Source organism: Stenotrophomonas sp. TWI819, assembly GCF_039673075.1.
Taxonomy (GTDB): Bacteria; Pseudomonadota; Gammaproteobacteria; order Xanthomonadales; family Xanthomonadaceae; genus Stenotrophomonas; species Stenotrophomonas rhizophila_B.
This window is the reverse complement of record NZ_JBDJKY010000008.1, coordinates 20506-38944: the sequence shown is the minus strand read 5'-3', so window position 1 is coordinate 38944 and position 18439 is coordinate 20506. Positions and strand designations below refer to the sequence as shown.

The following is an 18439-nucleotide window of genomic DNA, read 5'->3' as shown; positions in this document are numbered from 1 at the left end:
GAAGGGTGGAGCGAGGCTCAGCCCAGGACTTTCTGGACGGTGGCGACCAGCTGTTCCGGGTTGAACGGCTTCACCAGCCACCCCGTTGCGCCGGCGGCCTTGCCTTCGGACTTCTTGTCCGCAGCCGATTCGGTGGTCAGCATCAGCATCGGCGTGAACTTGTATTCGGCCAGTTGGCGCAGCTCACGGATCAGCGAGATACCGTCCATGTTCGGCATGTTGACGTCGGTGACCACCGCGTTGAAGCGTTGGCCTTTGGCACGCCCGAGGGCGACCGCGCCGTCTTCGGCTTCCTCGACGGAATAGCCGGCCGAGGTGAGGGCGAAAGAGACCATCTGGCGCATCGACGCCGAATCGTCCACCACCAAGATACGTGCGCTCATGCAGCGTTCTCCACAGATTTCAGGTTGTCATGGGGTGCGTCCAGGCCGAGGGCCTGGGTGACGCCGAGCAGACGCGCGGCATCACGGAAGGTTGCGGTGCAACCGTGGAATCCGGTGGGATGCCCGGCCTTGCGGCGGGCCTCGACGAATGCGCACAGCACCTGCACCGAGGCGGTATGGATACGGCCAACCTGGCTGGCATCCAGCGTCAGATCGCCTTCCTGATCCACCAGGGGGGCCAAACGTGTTTTGAGCTCGGTGCTGGTCTCGATACCGAGATCATCACCCAGTGCGACAGTGCTCATCTTTGCTCCGGACAAACGGTTCCGAGGTCTATAACGGCCTAAACCAACAAAGCTTTAGGGGCGGTGCCGGTTCCCGCTCAGTTCAACAGCTGCGTCGCATCCAGCAGGATCATCGGCTGGGCGGTGACGCGTGCCACGCCGCGGAACAGGTCGTTGGAAATCTGGCAGATGCGCGCGGTATCGGGCGGCTCGATCTGGGAATCGGTGAGATTGGCGACGTCTTCCACGGCCGAGACCCGCAGGCCCATGGTTTCACCGTTCTCTTCGAGCACCACGATACGGGTGTTGGCATCGTTGATGATCGCGCTGCTGCCCAGGTGGATGCCCAGGTCCATCACTGGGACGACCTGACCACGCAGATTCATGATGCCGAGCATCTCCGGCGCTGTCCCGCGCAACGGCAGCAGCGGCACCGGCAGCACCACTTCCTGCACCTTCAGCAGTTCCAGTGCATAGGCCTGGGCGCCACAGCGCAGACGCAGCCAGCGCGAGGTGCGCTCGCTGGCACGCCGGTTCTCGCGTGGGCTGGAGGCTGGATCGCGGGCCTGCCGTTGCAGCTCCTCCCAGCTGCCAGGGCGGCTCTGGGCCAACGTAGGTGTCTTGGCGCGGATGCTGGGGGCGAGTGGCATGCCGGGCATGGCGCGGGCGGTCGGAGCCGGTGGGGAGGCAGGGGCGGGCGCTGGCGCGGGAGCGGGAGCCGGCGGTGGCACGGGAGCGGAGGGCGCCACGTCCTCACCGGCGGTCATCAGGCCGCTCAACGACGGGTCGTTGCGGACTTCGTCCAGCAGGTCCTCGAAGCCCGGGGCGGGCATCGCGGCGGGTGCGACCACCGGGGCGGTCTCGTACACGACTTCCGGTGGCAGGTCGTCCCAACTGGGGCGTTGCTCATCCGCTGCCAGCGTCATCGCGCCGCTCAGTGAGGGGTCATTGCGGACCTCGTCGAGCAGGTCGTCGAAGCCCGGCGCCGGGGTGGCGGTGTCGGGCAGGGTCATCCCGCCACTGAGCGACGGGTCGTTGCGGACCTCGTCGAGCAGGCCGTCGAGCACGGCAGCGGGCATCGCGTCGGTGACAACGGAATCGGCGTCGACGCCCGGCGTCGTGCCTGCATCGAGGGTCGCCTCCGGGGCCGGTGCATCCGCCGGTGCCGGAACGGCGTCGCCGAGCAGTTGCTCCAGGTAATCATCCAGTACGCCGGCAGTGTTCATGCCGCGCGCTCCATCTGCTGCGCGTCGTCGGCCAGGATCCAGTCCAGCGCACGCCGATAGGCGGCCAGGCCGCGCCCCGGGTAATCCTCGGACTGCGGCGGCACGGTCAGGCTGGCGGCATTGCAGATGCGGGTGTCGACCGGGATCGCATCTTCCCAGACACGCTGGCCGTGCTTGTCCTGCATGAGCTTGACGGTCTCGTTGCCGGCGCGGGTGCGGCGGTCGAACAGGGTCGGCAGGATCGACATCGGCAGCGGACGGCGGCGCGAGCGCTCGACCATCTCACCGGTGCGGACCATGCCGTCCAGCCCGTGCAGCGCCAGCGGTTCGGCCTGGGTCGGGATGATCAGGCGGTCGGCCGCGGCCAGCGCGTTGATCATCAGCAGGCCCAGGGTGGGGGCGCAGTCGAGCAGGATGTAGTCGTGCTGGCCCTGGTGGCGGGCGAGCGCGTTCTGCAGCGCCAGGCCGAGGCCTGGCTGGTTCGCACTGCGGCGCTCCAGCGTGGCCAGTGCCGCCTGCGCGCACACGTAGTCCAGGCCGGGAATGCTGCTGTGATGGGCCAGGGTGATCAGCTCGGCCGGCGGCGCGCCGAACAGCTCCAGTACGCCCTGCGGCGGTGGATCCAGCGGCACGCCGAAGGCCCGGGTGAGCGACGAATGCGGATCCAGATCGATCAACAGCACGCGGTGGCCCTGCGTGGCCAGACCACGGCCGAGCGCGAGCGTCGTGGTGGTCTTGCCCACGCCGCCTTTCTGATTGGCAACAGCCCAGATACGCATGCGGTTCACTCCTTCATTGCAGACGGAACGGCGGCGCCAACACGGCTGCCGGCCGGCACCGGTGGCAACTGCACCGGTGCGATGGGGGTAACAGGGGGGGTACGGGTGGCGCTGGGTGCTGCGGCGGTGTCGACCGCCTCGGCATCGGCACTGAGCCGGTCGGTGATTGGATCGACGCTCGCGGCGGTGTCGGCGAGGATGATCACCATCACCCGCCGATTGCGGTTGCGGCCTTCAGCGCTGCCATTGCTTTCGCGCGGGCGGAACTGGCCGTACCCGACCATCGCCAGCCGCGCCGGCTGCAGGCCCTGGTCGGCGAACAGATGCACCACGCTGGCCGCACGCGCGGCGGAGAGTTCCCAGTTGGAGGGGAACAGCGCGGTGGCGATCGGAATGTTGTCGGTGTGGCCTTCCACGCGTACGCCGTTGGGCGCATCGCGCAGCACCTGGGCGAGCGTGGAGAGGGTGTCGCGTGCGTGCACGTCCAGCGTCGCCGAGGCGGTCGGGAACAGGATGTCGCTGTTGATCTCCACCTCGATCCACAGCTCGGTACGGCGCACGGTGATCATGCCGCGTTCGATCAGCGGGGCCAGGGTGGCGGTGAGCTTGTCGGCGATGCCGTTGAGCTGGCGCTCGGCGCGCTGTAGCTGTTCCTGGTTGCGCATGGAGACGGGCATGCGCATCTGTGAGGCCATCGCCGGCAGCAGGGTGGGGTCGTTGCTCGGCGCCGGCGCGGACGGGCCGACCTTGGTGCCGGCCTTGATCACCGAGGGGCTGTCCCAGCCGCCGCCCTGAACCTGCTGGTTGCCGACCTGCACCGGGTTGATGGTGCGCGGCGCGCCACCAAAGGCGGTGGTCAACGCATCGGCCATGATCCGGTACTTGCCCTCGTTGAGCGAGGAGATGGCGTACATCACCACGAAGAAGGCGAGCAGCAGCGTCATGAGGTCGGCGTAGGGAATCGCCCAGGCCTCATGGTTGGCATGTTCTTCGTGGTGCTTGCGGCGGGCCATGTCAGTGCAGGAACCCGGACAGGTTGGTTTCTATGTTGCGCGGGTTTTCACCCTGGGCGATGGAGATCAGCCCTTCGATGATCATCTCGCGGTCGCGGCTGTTGTGGTGGATCACACTCTTGAGCTTGGCCGACACCGGCAGGAACAGCAGGTTGGCCGAGGCGATGCCGTAGATGGTGGCGGTGAACGCCGCCGCGATGCCGTGGCCGAGCTTGCTCGGGTCGGCGAGGTTCTTCATCACCGCGATCAGGCCGAGCACGGCGCCGATGATGCCCAGCGTCGGCGCATAGATGCCCATGCCCTCGAACACCTTGGAGGCGGCGAGGTCCTGGCTCTCCTGGCTGCTCAGCTCGATTTCCATCATGTGCCGGATGGTCTCCGGCTCCACGCCGTCCACCAGCAGCTGCAGGCCCTTGCGCAGGAACGGGTCGTCCTGGGCATCGACCTGGGCTTCCAGGCCGAGCAGGCCCTGGCGGCGGGCGATGTTGCTCCACTCCACGATCTGCTGGATCAGGTGGCGGCGGTCGCTGCTCGGCGGCAGGATCACCCACTTGACGATCTTGAAGGCGTGTTTGAACACCGCCGGCGAGGTGTGCAGCAGGATCGAGGCGATGGTGCCGACGATGACGATCACGAAGGCGGCCGGCGACCACAGCGACGCCAGACCGGCCCCCTTGAGGATGCTGCCGCCGACCAGTGAGGCCAGCGCGAGGAAAAGTCCAATGAGGCTGAGTCTGTCCATGGGTCCGTTATCGGCTTGTGTGAATGGGACTTGAGACGCCGAAGGAATCCAGTGATGCGGCGGTCACACTTTCACGCGGTCAATCGTGGTTGGTGCGCAGCCCGTCCACGTCCAGGATCAGCGCCATGCGGCCATCACCGATGAGGGTCGCGCCGGCATAGCCACGGAGTCCGCGCAGGGCCTTGGGTAGCGGCTTGATCACCACTTCCTCGCGGCCGCGGACCTGGTCGACCACCAGGCCGAAGCGGGCTTCACCGGCCTGCAGCACCACGATGGTCAGCAGCGAGGACGGCATCGGCTCCACATCCAGCCAGTGACGCAGATCCACCAGGGCCAGCGTGTGCGATTTCCGGTCCAGAACGGCACGGCCGTCGAACCAGCCCAGGGAGGTGTTGGGGGCATGCAGCACCTCCATCACGCGGGCCAGGGGCAGGGCGTAGACGTCCTCGCCGGCCTGCACCAGCAGGGTCGGCAGGATCGCCAGGGTGAGCGGCACGCGGATCATGAAGCGGCTGCCACGGCCCAGCTCGGACTGGATCTGGATCTGACCACTCAACTCGCGGATGCGCGACTGGACCACGTCCATGCCCACGCCGCGGCCGGAGATGTCGGTCACCTGCTGCTTGGTCGAGAAGCCCGGCAGGAACACCAGGTGCAGGCATTCCTCGCTGCTCAGGCGGGCGGCGGCTTCCGGATCGATCAGGCCCTTCTCGCGCGCCTTCTGGCGCAGGCGTTCCGGGTCGATACCCGCGCCGTCGTCCTGCACTTCGATGCTGACGTAGTCGCCTTCCTGCTGCGCGGACAGGCGCACGTGTCCGCTGCGGGGCTTGCCCTGCGCTTCACGCAGCTCCGGCATTTCCACACCGTGATCGATCGCGTTGCGGACCAGATGGACCAGCGGATCGGCCAGCGCTTCGACCAGGTTGCGGTCCAGCTCGGTTTCCGCGCCGATCAGTTCCAGCTCCACTTCCTTCTTCAGCGAGCGCGCGACATCGCGGGCCACCTTGGGGAAGCGCGAGAACACTTTGCCGACCGGCTGCATGCGGGTGCGCATGACGGCCGACTGCAGGCGGGCGGTGGCGATGTCCAGCGTGGAGACCGCGCGGTCCAGCTCTTCATCGTGCAGGCGCGCACGCAGCGTCTTGAGCCGGTTGCGCGAGAGCACCAGCTCGCCGATCAGGTTGACGATCGCATCCAGGCGCTTGGTGTCCACGCGCACGGTGTGCTCGGCCTCGGCAACCGGCTTGTTGGGCGCGGGCTTGTTGGCGGCAGGCGCGGCGGGCGCTGCCACCGCACGCGGCGCCGGGGCCGGTGCGGCCGGCACGGCCTTGGCACCGGGTGCCGCGCCGCCGTGCAGCTGGTCGAGCAGCGATTCGAACTCGTCTTCGCTGATCATGCCGTCGTCTTTCCTGGCGGCGACGGCGGTCGGTGCGGCACCGCCATGCAACTGGTCGAGCAGCGCTTCGAATTCATCGTCGGTGATCAGCTCACCGCTGCTGGGGCCGGCCGCGGCACTGGTGGCAGCCGCCGGGGTGGCCGGGCCGTTCACGTCGAACTGCGCGATCAGTTCCGGCGGGGCATAGCCCGGCTCGGTGCCGGCCGAGACCGAATCCAGCATCGACTGCAGGTAATCCAGCGACTGCTGGGCCGCATCGAAGTGATGGGCCTGCAGCGTGGCCTGGCCCGAGCGTGCCATGCCCAGGGTTTCCTCGGCGGCGTGGCACAGCTCCACCATCGCCTGGATGCCGAGGAAGCCCGCGCCGCCCTTGAGCGTGTGGAACCCGCGGAACACGGCGTTGAGCTGGTCACTGTCCTGGGGCGCCTGCTCCAGCGACACCAGCTGTTCGCCGAGGCGATCCAGGATCTCCTGGGCCTCGAGGATGAAGTCGGCAGCGATATCGTCTGGAACAGCACTCATGATCGTTAAAGTCCCAAATCGGAGAGCAGGTCGTCAGCGTCGACCTGTGAAACCTGGTGGCGGTCCAGACCGGTCACGGCCGGGCCGGCCAGGCCGTTGTCACGCTTGTGCGCGGTGTCGTCCTGCGGCGGCAGGCCCAGGGCACTGAAGCCCTCATGCACGCGACGCACGATGCCCACCACGCGGCGGATGATCTGCCCGGTGAGATCCTGATAGCTCTGGGTGAGCGCGATCTCGGTCAGGTTGTGGCGGATGCGGTCCAGCTGCTGGTCCTGGTCGGCCGTCAAGCCATTGGCGCGCAGCTGCTCGGTGAGCGTGCGGCATTCTTCGGCCAGGTCCAGGGTGCGGTGGGTGGCCTGTTCGGTCATCGCCACCACATGGTCAAGGCGTGCGCAGGCATCGTCCAGTTCGCCGGCTTCGCTGGGCAGGCTGGGCAGCTCGCCCAGTGCCTGGCCAAGTTCGCGGGCGAGCCGGTTCAACCCGGCCATCATCGGCTGGGTACGCAGCGCGGCGAGTGCGTCGATTTCCTGACGCCACGCGGCTTCGTCACCCGATTCCAGCGCGGCCAGTGCATCCTGCAGGCGCTGCACCAGCGCTGATTTGTCGCTCAGGGTTTCCATCAGGCGCTCGCCGCCAGACGCTCGAAGATCTTGCCGAGCTTTTCTTCCAGGGTCTGGGCGGTGAACGGCTTGATGATGTAGCCGTTGACGCCGTTCTGGGCCGCTTCGATGATCTGCTCGCGCTTGGCTTCAGCGGTCACCATCAACACCGGCAGCGTCTTGAGCTTGGCGTCGGCGCGGATGGCCTTGAGCAGGTCGATGCCCGTCATCACCGGCATGTTCCAGTCGGTGACCACGAAATCGAACGGCTGGCTCTGCAACAGCATCAGCGCGGCATGCCCGTCCTCGGCTTCGGCCGTGTTGGTGAAGCCCAGATCGCCCAGCAGGTTCTTGACGATACGACGCATGGTCGAAAAATCGTCGACGATCAGGATACGCATGTTCTTGTCCAAAGCTCTTTCCTCGGTCTTAATGGTTCTCGAGGCCGGCGTCGGCCGCCTCGAAGATTTTCAGTCGGCCACGCAGGCGCAGCACGGCCTGGCCATGGATCTGGCACACGCGCGATTCGCTGACGCCCAACACGGCGCCGATCTCTTTCAGGTTCAGTTCCTGCTCGTAGTACAGCGACAGGACCAGCTGTTCGCGCTCGGGCAGCAGCCCGATCGCGTTGCCCAGCTCACGCCCGAACTCACCGCGCTCCAGCACCTGCTGCGGGGTCGGGCCGCCCTGGGCGACGGTGTCCAGCTCGCCCTGGTCCTCGATCCGTGATTCCAGGCTCAGCACCTGGCCGCGCGAGGCATCTTCCATCAGGCGCAGGTAGTCCGGCAGCGGCATGTCCATCGCGGCCGCCACTTCCGTGGCGCTGGCGGCGCGTCCGGTGCTCTGTTCGAGCCGGCGGATGGTGGCGGCGGCGTCGCGGGCCCGGCGATGGACCGAGCGAGGCACCCAGTCGCCACGGCGGATCTCATCGATCATCGAGCCACGGATGCGGATCGAGGCATAGGTCTCGAACGAGGCGCCCTGGTCGGCGTCATAGCTGCGCGACGCTTCGATCAGACCCATCATGCCGGCCTGGATCAGGTCGTCGACCTCCACGCTGGCGGGCAGACGTGCCGCCAGATGGTGGGCGATGCGGCGGACCAGGTCCGAGTGCTGGGCAATGCACTCGTTCGCGGCGACCCGCTGGACCTCTTTGTATTGTGCGGCGCCTTTCATGCGGTCACCCCGCGTTGCTTGAGGATGCGTTCCAGGAAGAACTCGACGCCACCCCGCGGCTCGGTCGGGGCCTGCCAGCGTGCGGTACGGCGTGCGATCTCGGTCAAGGCCAGCGCCGACGGACTGGACGGGTAGGCCTTCACCACCGGCTGCTGGCGCTGGACCGACAGGCGCAACCAGTCGTCCTGCGGCACACAGCCGAGGTAGTTGAGCGACACATCGGCCAGGAACTTCTCGCAGACGCGGGTCAGCTTTTCGTACAGCACCCGGCCTTCATTCGGGTCGCGCACCATGTTGGCGACCACCTGGATGCGGTCCACGCCGCGTTCGCGCGAGAGGACTTTGATCAGGGCGTAGGCATCGGTGATCGAGGCCGGTTCGTCGCAGACCACCACCACGGTGTCCTGGGCGGCCTGGCAGAAGGTCAGCACGCCGTCGGTGATGCCCGCGGCCGTGTCCACGACCATGATGTCCAGTTCGCGCTCCAGCTCGGAGAACACGTTGACCAGGCCGATGTGCTCGGCCTGCTGCAGCTCGGCCATGTTGCGGCGGCCCGAGGCGGCCGGCACCACCAGCACGCCGCCGGGACCTTCGATGATGACCTCCTCCAGCGTGCAGCGCCCGGCGACCAGGTCGGCCAGGGTCACGGTCGGCTTCAGGCCCAGGATCACATCGACGTTGGCCAGGGCCAGGTCGGCATCCAGCAGCAGGGTACGTTTGCCCATGCTGGCAAGCGCCACGGCCAGATTGGCCGAAACGTTCGTTTTGCCCACGCCGCCCTTGCCGCCGGTGACGGCGATGGTGCGGACCGGGCCCAGCGGCTGGCTTCGGGTAGCCGACAACGGGAAGGTCTGGGTCAGCTTGGCGTACTCACGCGACGGCATGGTTCAACTCCGGGTTGCAGGGCATATCGGCCGCGCGGCGCAAATCTTCAAGGCGAAGTACAAGATTGGCCGCGCTGGCACGGTGCAGGTCTTCAGGAACGTCCTGGCCATCGGTGATCCAGGTGATCGGCAGGCGGTGGTCGACGGCCACCGACAGGGCGGTACCGAAGCGGCCGGTCTCATCCAGCTTGCTCAGCACCACGCCCTGGGGGTTGGCGGCGCTGAAGCGGCGGACCACCTCGTCCATATCGCCGAAACTGGTGTTGGCCGGCAGCACCAGCAGGGTGCGGATCTGCTCGGCGGCCCGCAGCCACTGCAGCTGGGCGGCCAGTGCACGGTCGCGCGGGCCCAGGCCGGCGGTGTCGATCAGGACCAGCTTGTAGTCCTTCAGGCGCTCCAGCAGCTGGTTGAGGTCGCTGCCGCTGCTGGCTTCGTGAACCGCGATGCCGAGCTGGCGGCCAAAGCCGTACAGCTGTTCGCGGGCGCCGATGCGGCCGGTATCGGTGGTGACCAGGGCGACATCGCGGGCGGCGTGGGCTTCGGCGAAACGCGAGGCCAGCTTGGCGATGGTGGTGGTCTTGCCGGCGCCGGTCGGGCCGACCAGGGCGATCACACCGCCGGCTTCCAGCGGATCGACCGGGGCGATCGGCAGCTTCCTGGAGAGCAGGCCGAGCATCAGGCCGCGGCCACGGTGGGCTTCGGTGTCCAGCGGGATCTGCATGGCCACGTCGCGGCTGATCCCGGCATCGAAGCCGTATTCGTCCATCAGGTCCAAGGCGGCCGCACGGACCGGCGAGCCGCGCAGGCGTTCGTCGGTGAAGCGGTGCATCTCGCGCTCGATGACGTGGCGCATGCCGGCCACTTCGTGACGCAGCTGGCGGATTTCTTCGTCGTCGCGCGGGATCAGGCTCAGCTCCGGCGCGCTGGCCACGACCGGTGCCGGTTCGTTGGCGGCGGCCGCGGTGGTCACCGGCAGCGGCAGCGCCGGCGGTACCGCGGCAGCCACGATCGCGGCCGGGGCGAGCACCGCGGCGGCCGGCAGTGCGGGTTCGTCGGCGTCGTCCAGCGGCGGGTCGATCACGAAGCGGGCGCGGTTGATCGGGGCCGGGGCCGCGACAGCCTCCATCGGTGCGGCGGGCGAGGCTGCGGCAGCCTGCTCGACATTGAACGGCGCGAAGATCTGCTCCGGCAGCGACGGTTCGTTGACGGCGGGGCTGACGCTGGCGCGGGCCAGGGTAGCGGCAAAGCCATCGCTGCCGCGCTGGGGCACGCTTTCGTTGGCGGTATCGAGCGTGCGACCGGTCGCGCCGACAGCGGCGCGGGCCAGGGCGGCAACGGCCGAGGTGGTGGCGGCCACCGGCTCGGGCGTGGCCACCGGGGTCTTGCGACGGGTCACGGCGGCGATCACGGCATCGGCGGCGCTGCGCGGGCGCGGGGCCGGCGGCGGAGCGACATCCTTGCGGGCCGCTTCCAGGGCGCGCTGCACTGCGCCCTCGTCGTAGTTCGCCGCCGCCACGATCTCGACACCTTCGGCGATCCGGCGGTTGGACAGGATCACTGCGTCAGGACCGTGTTCCTTGCGCACCAGGTTCATGGCCGAGCGCATATCGGAGGCGACGAAGCGTTTGATTTTCATGCTGTGGTACCGGGACTGGGGCGGCGGAGTGGTGGAAGGGAAACGCTGGTTGTCGGTGGTCTGCACGGTCAGGGATTCCCTTTATTTCCTGCTGCGGTGAATTCGAGTGGGGTGTCTGTTTTCTGTCGCGGTGCCGTCGGGCGCCTGGCTCAACTGATCGTGCCGACCAGCTTCAGCCGTTTGTCCTCGGGCACCTCGCTGTAGGCGAGTACGGACAGCGAGGGGACGCTGTGGCGTACCAGCCGTGCCAGCGCGGCACGTACCGGGCCAGGCACCAGCACGACCGCCGGCTCGTTCTTCGCTTCCTGCTTGCCGACACATTCGGCCAGGCTTTGATGCAGTCGCTCAGCGAGTCCGGGTTCCAGCGCGGCGCCGTTGCCCTGAGTGGACTCCTGCAAGACGCGTTCCAGTTGCGGGTTGAGGGTGAACACCGGCAGCTCCGCCGACATTCCGGCGATCTCCTGCACGATGAAACGGCCCAGCGCGTTGCGCACGGCAGCGGTCAGCACCGCCGGGTCCTGGCTGGTCGGGGCGCTTTCCACCAGCGATTCGACGATCTTGCGCAGCTGGCGGATCGGAATGCGTTCGATCAGCAGGTTCTGCAGCACGCGCACCACGGCCGAGAGCGGCAGCGATTTGGGTGTCAGATCCTCGACCAGCTTCGGTGCGCTCTTGGCCAGGTTGGCCAGCAGCTGCTGCACTTCTTCATGGCCGAGCAGTTCCGGGGCGTGCTCGCGGATCAGGTGCGACAGATGCGTGGCGACCACCGTGGCCGGATCGACCACGGTGTAGCCCATCGTTTCGGCGTTGGCGCGCTGGTGCGGTTGGATCCAGGTGGCGTCCAGGCCGAAGGCGGGATCCTTGCCGGCAATGCCTTCCAGCGTGCCCAGCGCGCTGCCCGGGTCCAGCGCGAGTTCGCGGTCCGGGTGGATCTCGGCCGTGGCTACCGGGACGCCGTGAATCAGCAGGCGGTAGGCGGTGGCGGGCAGTTCGAGGTTGTCGCGGATGTGGACCGAGGGAATCAGGAAGCCGATGTCGTGGGTGAGCTTGCGGCGCACACCCTTGATCCGCGCCATCAACTCGCCGCCCTGGTTCTTGTCGACCAGCGGAATCAACCGGTAGCCGACTTCCAGGCCGAGCGGATCGACCGGGCGCAGTTCGTCCCAGGTCAGTTCGGCGGTGGGCGAGGGGGTGCCGCCGGGCAGGCCGAGTGCTTCAGGACGATTGGCAGCGGGAGATTCGGCGGCGCGCGCAGTGGCCACGCTCTTCTTCCAGGCTTTCCAGGCGACGACGCCGAGGATCGCCGACAGCGTCAAGAAGGCGACGTTGGGCATGCCCGGCACCAGGCCGACCACGCCCATGATCGCCGCGGCGATGGTGAGTGCGCGGTACTGGCCGAACACCTGGCCCATCATGGCCTGGGCCATGTCCTGCGAGCGCGAGGCGCGGGTGACCAGCATGGCCACCGCGGAGGACACCAGCAGCGCCGGCAGCTGCGCCACCAGGCCGTCACCGATGGAGAGCAGGGTGTAGGTGGCCGCGGCATCGCCGAACGGCATGCCGTGCTGGAGCACGCCGACGGCCAGGCCGCCGATCAAGTTGATGAACAGGATCAGGATGCCGGCGATCGCATCGCCGCGGATGAACTTGCTCGCGCCATCCATCGCGCCGTAGAAGTCGGCTTCCTCGCGGACTTCTTCGCGGCGGGCCTTGGCCTCTTCACGCGTCAGCAAACCGGCGTTTAGGTCGGCATCGATGGCCATCTGCTTGCCGGGCATGGCGTCCAGGATGAAGCGCGCGGTCACTTCGGACACGCGGCCGGCACCCTTGGTGATCACCACGAAGTTGATGATGGTCAGGATCGCGAACACCACGATACCGACCGCGTAGTTGCCGCCGATGACGAACTCGCCGAAGGCGGCGATCACTTTGCCCGCGGCCTCGTGGCCGTTCTGGCCATGCAGCAGGATCACGCGCGTGGAGGCCACGTTCAACGCCAGCCGCAGCATGGTGGTGATCAGCAGCACGATCGGGAAGATGGTGAAATCCAGCGGGCGCTTCACGTAGACCACCGCCAGCAGCACCATCAGCGAGATGGCGATGTTGAAGGTGAACAGTGCATCGAGCACCGGCGGGGCCAGCGGCACGACCACCATGGCCAGCAGCGCCAGCACGATCAGCGGGGCGCCGAGGCCGTTGCGGATCATGTCCAGGGCGCGGCGGACGTTCATGCCGCCTGCAGCGGGCTGTGCGCTCATGAGCGGGCTCCCTTGCCGAATTCATCGATGTCGATGCTGGGGCTGGCCGGCATCGGGCCGGTGTGCCAGCTGCGCAGCTGGTAGACGTAGGAGAGGACCTGGGCCACGGCCGAATACAGTCTCACGGGAATTTCCTTTCCAAGTTGACCTTCCCGATACAAGGCGCGTGCCAAAGGCGGGGCGGAGACGATGGCGACCTTGTTGCCGTCGGCCACTTCACGGATACGCAGGGCGGTTTCATCCACGCCCAACGCCACCACGGTGGGGGCGCCCATCTTTCCGCCCTCGTATTTCAGGGCGACCGCGTAGTGGGTCGGGTTGACCACCACCACGTCGGCGGTGGGCACCGCTTCCATCATCCGGCGGTTGGCCAGCTGCTGCTGGAGCTGGCGGATGCGGCCCTTGACCTCCGGGCTGCCCTCGCTTTCCTTCATTTCCCGGCGCAGCTCTTCACGGGTCATCTTCAGCTTGCGCATCCAGTTCCAGCGTTGGTACGGCGCATCGATGAAGGCCAGCAGCATCATCGCGCCGCCGGTGGCCAGCATCAGCTTCAGGGTGAAGCCCAGGCCATGGACCATGGCGGTTTCCAGCGGCTGGTTGAGCAGATCGCGCAGGGGCCGGATGCCGTGCCAGACCACCAGCCCGGCCGCGGTGCCGACGAAGGCGATGCGCAGCAGGGATTTGGTGAACTCGGCGATCGCTTCCGGGCCGTACAGGCGCTTCATGCCGGCCATCGGGCTCATGCGTTTGAAGTCGGGCATCATCGATTTGTTCGACCAGCGCAGCCCGCCCATCACCACCGGTGACAGGAAACTGGCCAGCAGGCAGATCACGATCAGCGGCCACATTGCCAGCATCAGGCGCAGCAGCAGCTCGCCGAAGTGCCCGAACAGCGCCTTGGGGTGCAGCCACAGGGCCGGCTCGGGGCTCAGCGCGAACTGCATCCAGGTCTTGGTGTTGCGGGCGATGGTGCCGGAGAACGCCATCAGCGCCAGAACACCGGCACCGAACACGGCCGCCGTGGCCAGTTCACGCGAGCGCGGGATGTTGCCCTGTTCCCGGGCATCGCGCAGGCGCTTTTCGGTGGGTAGTTCGGTCTTTTCGCCGGCTTGTTCGTTCTCGGACATCAGGGCACGACACGGGAGGAGATACCGGTGTCCGTGCAAGAACCGTTCCGCGGGCCGCGAGCCAGGGTAGTGCCGGCCGCTGGCCGGCTCCAGGCGATGCCTGCTGGTTTCTGAGGAGCCGGCCAGCGGCCGGCACTACCGGGTCTCCAGCATCACCCCGCCGGGGCCCCGGGGCGCGCCTGGGCCTGGGCCGGGGCTTGGGTCTTCCAGCCTGCCGCCACCTCCACCCGCGGGCGGGGCAGGTCATGCAACTGCATGAAGCGCTCCGGATCCATTGGCCGGCCGAGCAGATACCCCTGCAGGTAGTCGCAGCCCAACCGCTCCAGGTAAGCCCGTTGGCCGGCGGTCTCGACGCCTTCGGCGACGATGTCCATATCCAGCGCATGCCCCAGCGCCACGATGGCCGAGACGATCACCACGTCCTCGGAGCTGTTTTCCAGATCGCGCACGAACGCATGGTCGATCTTGATCTCGGTGGCCGGCAGCCGCTTGAGGTACAGCAGGCTGGAATACCCGGTGCCGAAATCATCGATGGAAATGCCCACGCCCAGCGCGGCCATGGCCTGCAACAGGGTCAAGCTGGCCTCGGTGTCACGCATCACGGCGCTTTCCGTGATTTCCAGGATCAGCCGGCGTGGCTGGAGATGATGGGTCTTGAGCGCCTCGCGCACTTCGTGCAGCAGCGTGGGCGAGGCGAACTGGATCGGCGAGAGGTTCACCGAGACCGTCCAGCCGTCATGACCGGCGTCGTGCCACACACGCAGCTGGCGGCAGGCTTCGTTGAGTGCCCAGCGGCCGATGTCATTGATCACGCCGCTGCGCTCGGCCAGTCGGATGAAGCGGTCCGGCGGGATCAGGCCCTGCTGCGGGTGACGCCAGCGGATCAGCGCTTCGGCCCCGCTGACCGACTGGCCGGCCACGCGGGTCTTGGGCTGGTAGTGCAGGAACAGCTGCTCGGTACCGATCGCCCGGCGCAGGTCGGCGAGAAGCTGGAACTGCTGCTCGGCGCTGTCGTTCATCCAGTCGGCGAAGCGCACATAGGCGTTGCGGCCGGCTTCCTTGGCCTGGTACATCGCTGCATCGGCGAAGGCCATGAGCTGACGCTCGCTGGCGGCATGGTCGGGGCAGATGGCGATGCCGATGCTGGCGGTCACCTGCAGGTCCTGGTGCGGCAGCAATGGTTCGCGGCCCACGGTCTGGATGATGCGGCTGGCCAGCGTGGCGACATCCTCATCGTTCTCGATCGGCACCACCAGCACGAATTCGTCGCCGCCCAGGCGCGCGAGCATGTCTTCCGGCCGCAGCAGTTTGCGTGTGCGGTCGGCGACGGCGACCAGCAACGCATCGCCGGTCTGGTGTCCGTAGGCATCATTGACCTGTTTGAAGCCATCCAGATCCATGAACATCACCGCGAACCGGCTGCCGCGCTGCTCGGCCTCCGCCAGCGCCTGTTCGATGCGCTGCTGCAGCAGCCGGCGATTGGGCAGACGGGTCAGGGGGTCGTGCAGGGCTGCCTGGGTCAACTCGGCCTGCGCATCATCCAGTGAGCTGGTCAGGTCCGTATTGCGCAGACGCAGCAGCTGCGCCTCCATGCGCTGATCCAGCCAGGAGACGATCAGCACGATGGCCAGGATCGCGATGGTGAGCACCAGTACCACCAGCGCCAGCCACTGTGCCTGCAGGCCGTCACCCGCGGCGGCACCGCAGAGGCTGCGGGCGGGGAAACGTGCCGCGGCCATGCCGGTGTAATGCATACCCACGATGGCCGCGCCGAGCACCAGTGCAGGGGCGACGCGATCACGAAGACGCCGGTGGCTGCTGCGCAGGCGGAAGGCGATGTACAGCGCGGCCCAGGAGGCGGCCACTGCGATGAGCAGCGACAGCGCCACCCAGCCGGCGTGATAGTCGATCCCGGGCTGCATGTACAGCGCGGCCATGCCCAGGTAGTGCATCGATGCGATGCCGCTGCCCATCAATACCGCGCCGAGCACGAGGCGGCCGTGCGGCAGGGTCGGGCGTGAGACCAGCCACAGCGCGAAGATGGAGGAGGCCACGGCGGCCAACAGCGAGACGGTGGTCAGGCCCAGCGCATAGCCGAGCGGGATCGGGAGCTGGAACGCGAGCATGCCGATGAAGTGCATCGACCAGATGCCCAGCCCCATCGCGCCTCCGCCCCCGATCAGCCACAACCAGGTGGAGCGGCGTGTGGCCGCGGTGGTGACCCGGCTGGCCATGTCCAGCGCAGTGAAGGAGGCGAGCACGGCCACCAGAAACGACACAACGACCAACCACGGGGTGTAGCTGCCGATCAGCATGGATGACTCTCTCCCTGGTCAACACCTGAGCGATACGACAGAACGCCACGCCATCACCGCAGACAGCGGGTGAAGGTTTCGTCATCGCCGTGCGACGGCGCGGCGGAACGCAGGGCCCAGACTAACAACCCGACCGGGGGGCGCCGCAAGTGACGAATGGCCCGCTTTCGGCCAACTTCGGCGCTGTCCCGGGTGTGTCCCGGGTCAGCGGCTGACGCTGTCGGCCGCGTCGAAGGCGGCATCGAACAGGCGTTGCACCGGTGGCCCCATCTCGCCGGCCAGCACGGTCAGCAGGAACAGGCCCAGCAGCAGGGCCACCGGCAGGCCCAGCTGGATCGGGTTGAGCGCAGGTGCCGCGCGGGCCAGCACGCCGAAGGCCAGATTGATGGCCAGCATCGCGACCGTGAGCGGCAGCGCCAGCGTGAGCGCGCCACGGAACACCTGCAGCAGGAACGTGGGGGCGATGGCGAAAAACGCATGCGGATCTGGCAGGGCGGTGCCGATCGGCAATGCCTTGTAGCTGTCCATCAACAGTGAAATCAGCGCCAGGTGTCCGTTGGAGGCGAAGAACAACAGGCCGAACAGCAGATAGAACCACTGCCCGATCACGCCGGAGCTGCCACCGCGCATCGGATCACTCATCTGCGCGAAGGCCAGGCCGGTACCTTGTGCGACCAGTTCGCCAGCCATCGCGCCGGCTTCGAACACCAGCCGCAGCAGGAAGCCGATCGAGATGCCGATGGCCAGCTCGCGGGCGATGGTCAGCACGGTGGCTGCATCGAAGCCGGTCCATTCCGGTACCGGCGGCAGCATCGGCGAGAGCGCGATCGCCAGTGCACCGGCAAGCATCACGCGCACGCGCGAAGGCACCGCGCGGGTGCCGATCAGCGGCATCGCCATGATCATGGCGCCGATGCGCAGCATGGTCCACAGGATCGTGCCGATCATGCCGAAGGCCTGCAGGCCATCGGCGGCCATCTGGGTCGCGGAATCCACGGCGGCTGCCTCAGCCGATCAGATGTGGAATGCGCTGGAACAGCAGCGTGGTGTATTCGACCAGATGGCCGATCAGCAGGCTGCCGAGCGCGAACAACACCACCGTCAAGGCCGCGGCCTTGGCGACGAAGGCGATGGTGGGCTCATTGAGCTGGGTCGCGGCCTGGACCACGCCGACCACCACGCCGACGATCAGCACGGTGAGCAGCAGCGGGCCGGCGACCCACAACACGGTGATCAGGCCACCACGCAGTTCGGTCAGGGCAAGTTCGGGCGTCATGTCAGTCTCGGGTCCGTATCGATCAACAGGGCGGGGCGGTCAGACCGCATTGAAACTGGCAGCCAAGGTGCCCACCACGAGAACCCAGCCATCCACCAGCACGAACAAGAGAATCTTGAAGGGGGCGGAGACCAGCATCGGCGAGAGCATCATCATGCCCATCGACATCAGTACGCTGGCCACGACCAGATCGATGATCACGAACGGGATGAAGATCAGGAAGCCGATCTCGAAGGCGGTCTTCAGCTCGCTGGTGACGAACGAGGCGACCAGGATCGGGAACGGAATGGCATCCGGGCTGTCGTAGGTACCGTGACCGGCCATGCCGGCGAAGGTCATCAGATCGGTCTCGCGGATCTGCGCCAGCATGAAGGCGCGCAGCGGCTGGGTGGTCAGCGTCCAGGCGGTCTGGAAGTCGATCTCGCCGTTGAGGTACGGCGCCATGCCGCTGCCCCACGCCTTCTGCCACACCGGCAGCATCACCATCGCAGTGAGGAACAGGGCCAGACCGAGCAGCACCTGGTTGGACGGCGTCTGGCCGGTACCCAGCGCCTGGCGCAGCAGGCCCAGCACGATGATGATGCGGGTGAAGGCGGTCAGCACCAGCAGCATCGAGGGGATCAGGGTGATCGCCGTCATCAGCAGCAGCGTCTGCAGTGGCAGGCTGACCGGCTGGCCGCCGATCTTGCCGACATTCACGTCCGGCAGCGCAGGCACACCCGGCACGCCGGGCGCGGCCCAGGCCAGGGCCGGCAGCGCGCACAGCAGGGCAGTCAACAACAGCGGCAGGTAACGGGTCCAGGAGGTACGGGGGCCACGCATG

Annotated in this window: 17 protein-coding genes and 1 pseudogene; all 18 read right to left on the bottom strand. The window is 67.4% G+C overall.

Translation table 11 applies throughout. From position 1 onward, the window contains the following. Positions 1 to 17 precede the first annotated feature (17 nt). The 18 genes and pseudogenes from ABE463_RS12275 to fliP all read right to left on the bottom strand — a co-directional run bounded on the left by ABE463_RS12275 (position 18) and on the right by fliP (position 18438). Complete coding sequence (locus ABE463_RS12275; protein ID WP_259260940.1) at positions 18 to 383, bottom strand: response regulator; 366 nt, start codon at positions 381 to 383, stop codon at positions 18 to 20. Continuing rightward, a complete protein-coding gene (locus ABE463_RS12270; RefSeq protein ID WP_259260938.1) occupies positions 380 to 688 on the bottom strand; it encodes an STAS domain-containing protein in 309 nt (102 codons plus the stop codon). Before ABE463_RS12270 ends, ABE463_RS12275 begins: the two co-directional genes overlap by 4 nt. A gap of 77 nt (positions 689 to 765) precedes the next feature. After that, positions 766 to 1893, bottom strand: coding sequence for a chemotaxis protein CheW (locus tag ABE463_RS12265; protein ID WP_346468354.1), 1128 nt, complete (start codon positions 1891 to 1893; stop codon positions 766 to 768). Next, on the bottom strand, positions 1890 to 2672 hold the full coding sequence (locus ABE463_RS12260; protein ID WP_346468353.1) for a ParA family protein: 783 nt from the start codon (positions 2670 to 2672) through the stop codon (positions 1890 to 1892). The genes ABE463_RS12265 and ABE463_RS12260 overlap by 4 nt, the downstream gene beginning before the upstream one ends. A gap of 140 nt (positions 2673 to 2812) precedes the next feature. After that, positions 2813 to 3685, bottom strand: a pseudogene (motD, locus tag ABE463_RS12255) (flagellar motor protein MotD); the annotation flags it as partial. 1 nt (position 3686) lies between these two features. Beyond that, complete coding sequence (locus ABE463_RS12250) at positions 3687 to 4427, bottom strand: flagellar motor protein (RefSeq protein ID WP_121036725.1); 741 nt, start codon at positions 4425 to 4427, stop codon at positions 3687 to 3689. Positions 4428 to 4506: 79 nt separating this feature from the next. Next, positions 4507 to 6345 carry a chemotaxis protein CheA gene (locus ABE463_RS12245; RefSeq protein WP_346468352.1) on the bottom strand — a complete coding sequence of 613 codons (1839 nt, stop codon included), beginning with the start codon at positions 6343 to 6345 and terminating at the stop codon, positions 4507 to 4509. Positions 6346 to 6350: 5 nt separating this feature from the next. Continuing rightward, on the bottom strand, positions 6351 to 6965 hold the full coding sequence (locus ABE463_RS12240) for a protein phosphatase CheZ (RefSeq protein ID WP_259260933.1): 615 nt from the start codon (positions 6963 to 6965) through the stop codon (positions 6351 to 6353). After that, positions 6965 to 7357 carry a chemotaxis response regulator CheY gene (gene cheY / locus ABE463_RS12235; RefSeq protein ID WP_184997074.1) on the bottom strand — a complete coding sequence of 131 codons (393 nt, stop codon included), beginning with the start codon at positions 7355 to 7357 and terminating at the stop codon, positions 6965 to 6967. Before cheY ends, ABE463_RS12240 begins: the two co-directional genes overlap by 1 nt. Positions 7358 to 7373: 16 nt before the next feature. Continuing rightward, complete coding sequence (locus tag ABE463_RS12230; RefSeq protein ID WP_123729188.1) at positions 7374 to 8120, bottom strand: RNA polymerase sigma factor FliA; 747 nt, start codon at positions 8118 to 8120, stop codon at positions 7374 to 7376. Next, entirely contained in the window at positions 8117 to 9004 is an 888-nt protein-coding gene (locus tag ABE463_RS12225) for a MinD/ParA family protein (RefSeq protein ID WP_123729189.1), read from the bottom strand. The genes ABE463_RS12230 and ABE463_RS12225 overlap by 4 nt, the downstream gene beginning before the upstream one ends. Next, positions 8991 to 10640: a flagellar biosynthesis protein FlhF gene (flhF, locus tag ABE463_RS12220; RefSeq protein ID WP_346468351.1), complete on the bottom strand. Its 1650-nt coding sequence runs from the start codon at positions 10638 to 10640 to the stop codon at positions 8991 to 8993. Before flhF ends, ABE463_RS12225 begins: the two co-directional genes overlap by 14 nt. 149 nt (positions 10641 to 10789) lie before the next feature. Then, positions 10790 to 12871 (bottom strand): flagellar biosynthesis protein FlhA, encoded by a 2082-nt coding sequence (gene flhA / locus ABE463_RS12215; RefSeq protein ID WP_346468446.1) that lies wholly within the window; start codon positions 12869 to 12871, stop codon positions 10790 to 10792. A 23-nt stretch (positions 12872 to 12894) separates the two neighbouring features. After that, positions 12895 to 14025, bottom strand: coding sequence for a flagellar biosynthesis protein FlhB (gene flhB / locus ABE463_RS12210; RefSeq protein ID WP_123729191.1), 1131 nt, complete (start codon positions 14023 to 14025; stop codon positions 12895 to 12897). A 152-nt stretch (positions 14026 to 14177) separates the two neighbouring features. After that, on the bottom strand, positions 14178 to 16340 hold the full coding sequence (locus ABE463_RS12205) for an EAL domain-containing protein (RefSeq protein WP_346468350.1): 2163 nt from the start codon (positions 16338 to 16340) through the stop codon (positions 14178 to 14180). Between the two features lie 204 nt (positions 16341 to 16544). Beyond that, the gene (gene fliR, locus ABE463_RS12200) at positions 16545 to 17336 is read right to left on the bottom strand and encodes a flagellar biosynthetic protein FliR (RefSeq protein WP_123729193.1); all 792 of its coding nucleotides are present in this window, start codon (positions 17334 to 17336) and stop codon (positions 16545 to 16547) included. 10 nt (positions 17337 to 17346) lie between these two features. Next, complete coding sequence (locus ABE463_RS12195) at positions 17347 to 17616, bottom strand: flagellar biosynthetic protein FliQ (RefSeq protein WP_019184809.1); 270 nt, start codon at positions 17614 to 17616, stop codon at positions 17347 to 17349. Between the two features lie 39 nt (positions 17617 to 17655). Beyond that, positions 17656 to 18438 carry a flagellar type III secretion system pore protein FliP gene (gene fliP / locus ABE463_RS12190; RefSeq protein ID WP_121036736.1) on the bottom strand — a complete coding sequence of 261 codons (783 nt, stop codon included), beginning with the start codon at positions 18436 to 18438 and terminating at the stop codon, positions 17656 to 17658. Position 18439: the final 1 nt, after the last annotated feature.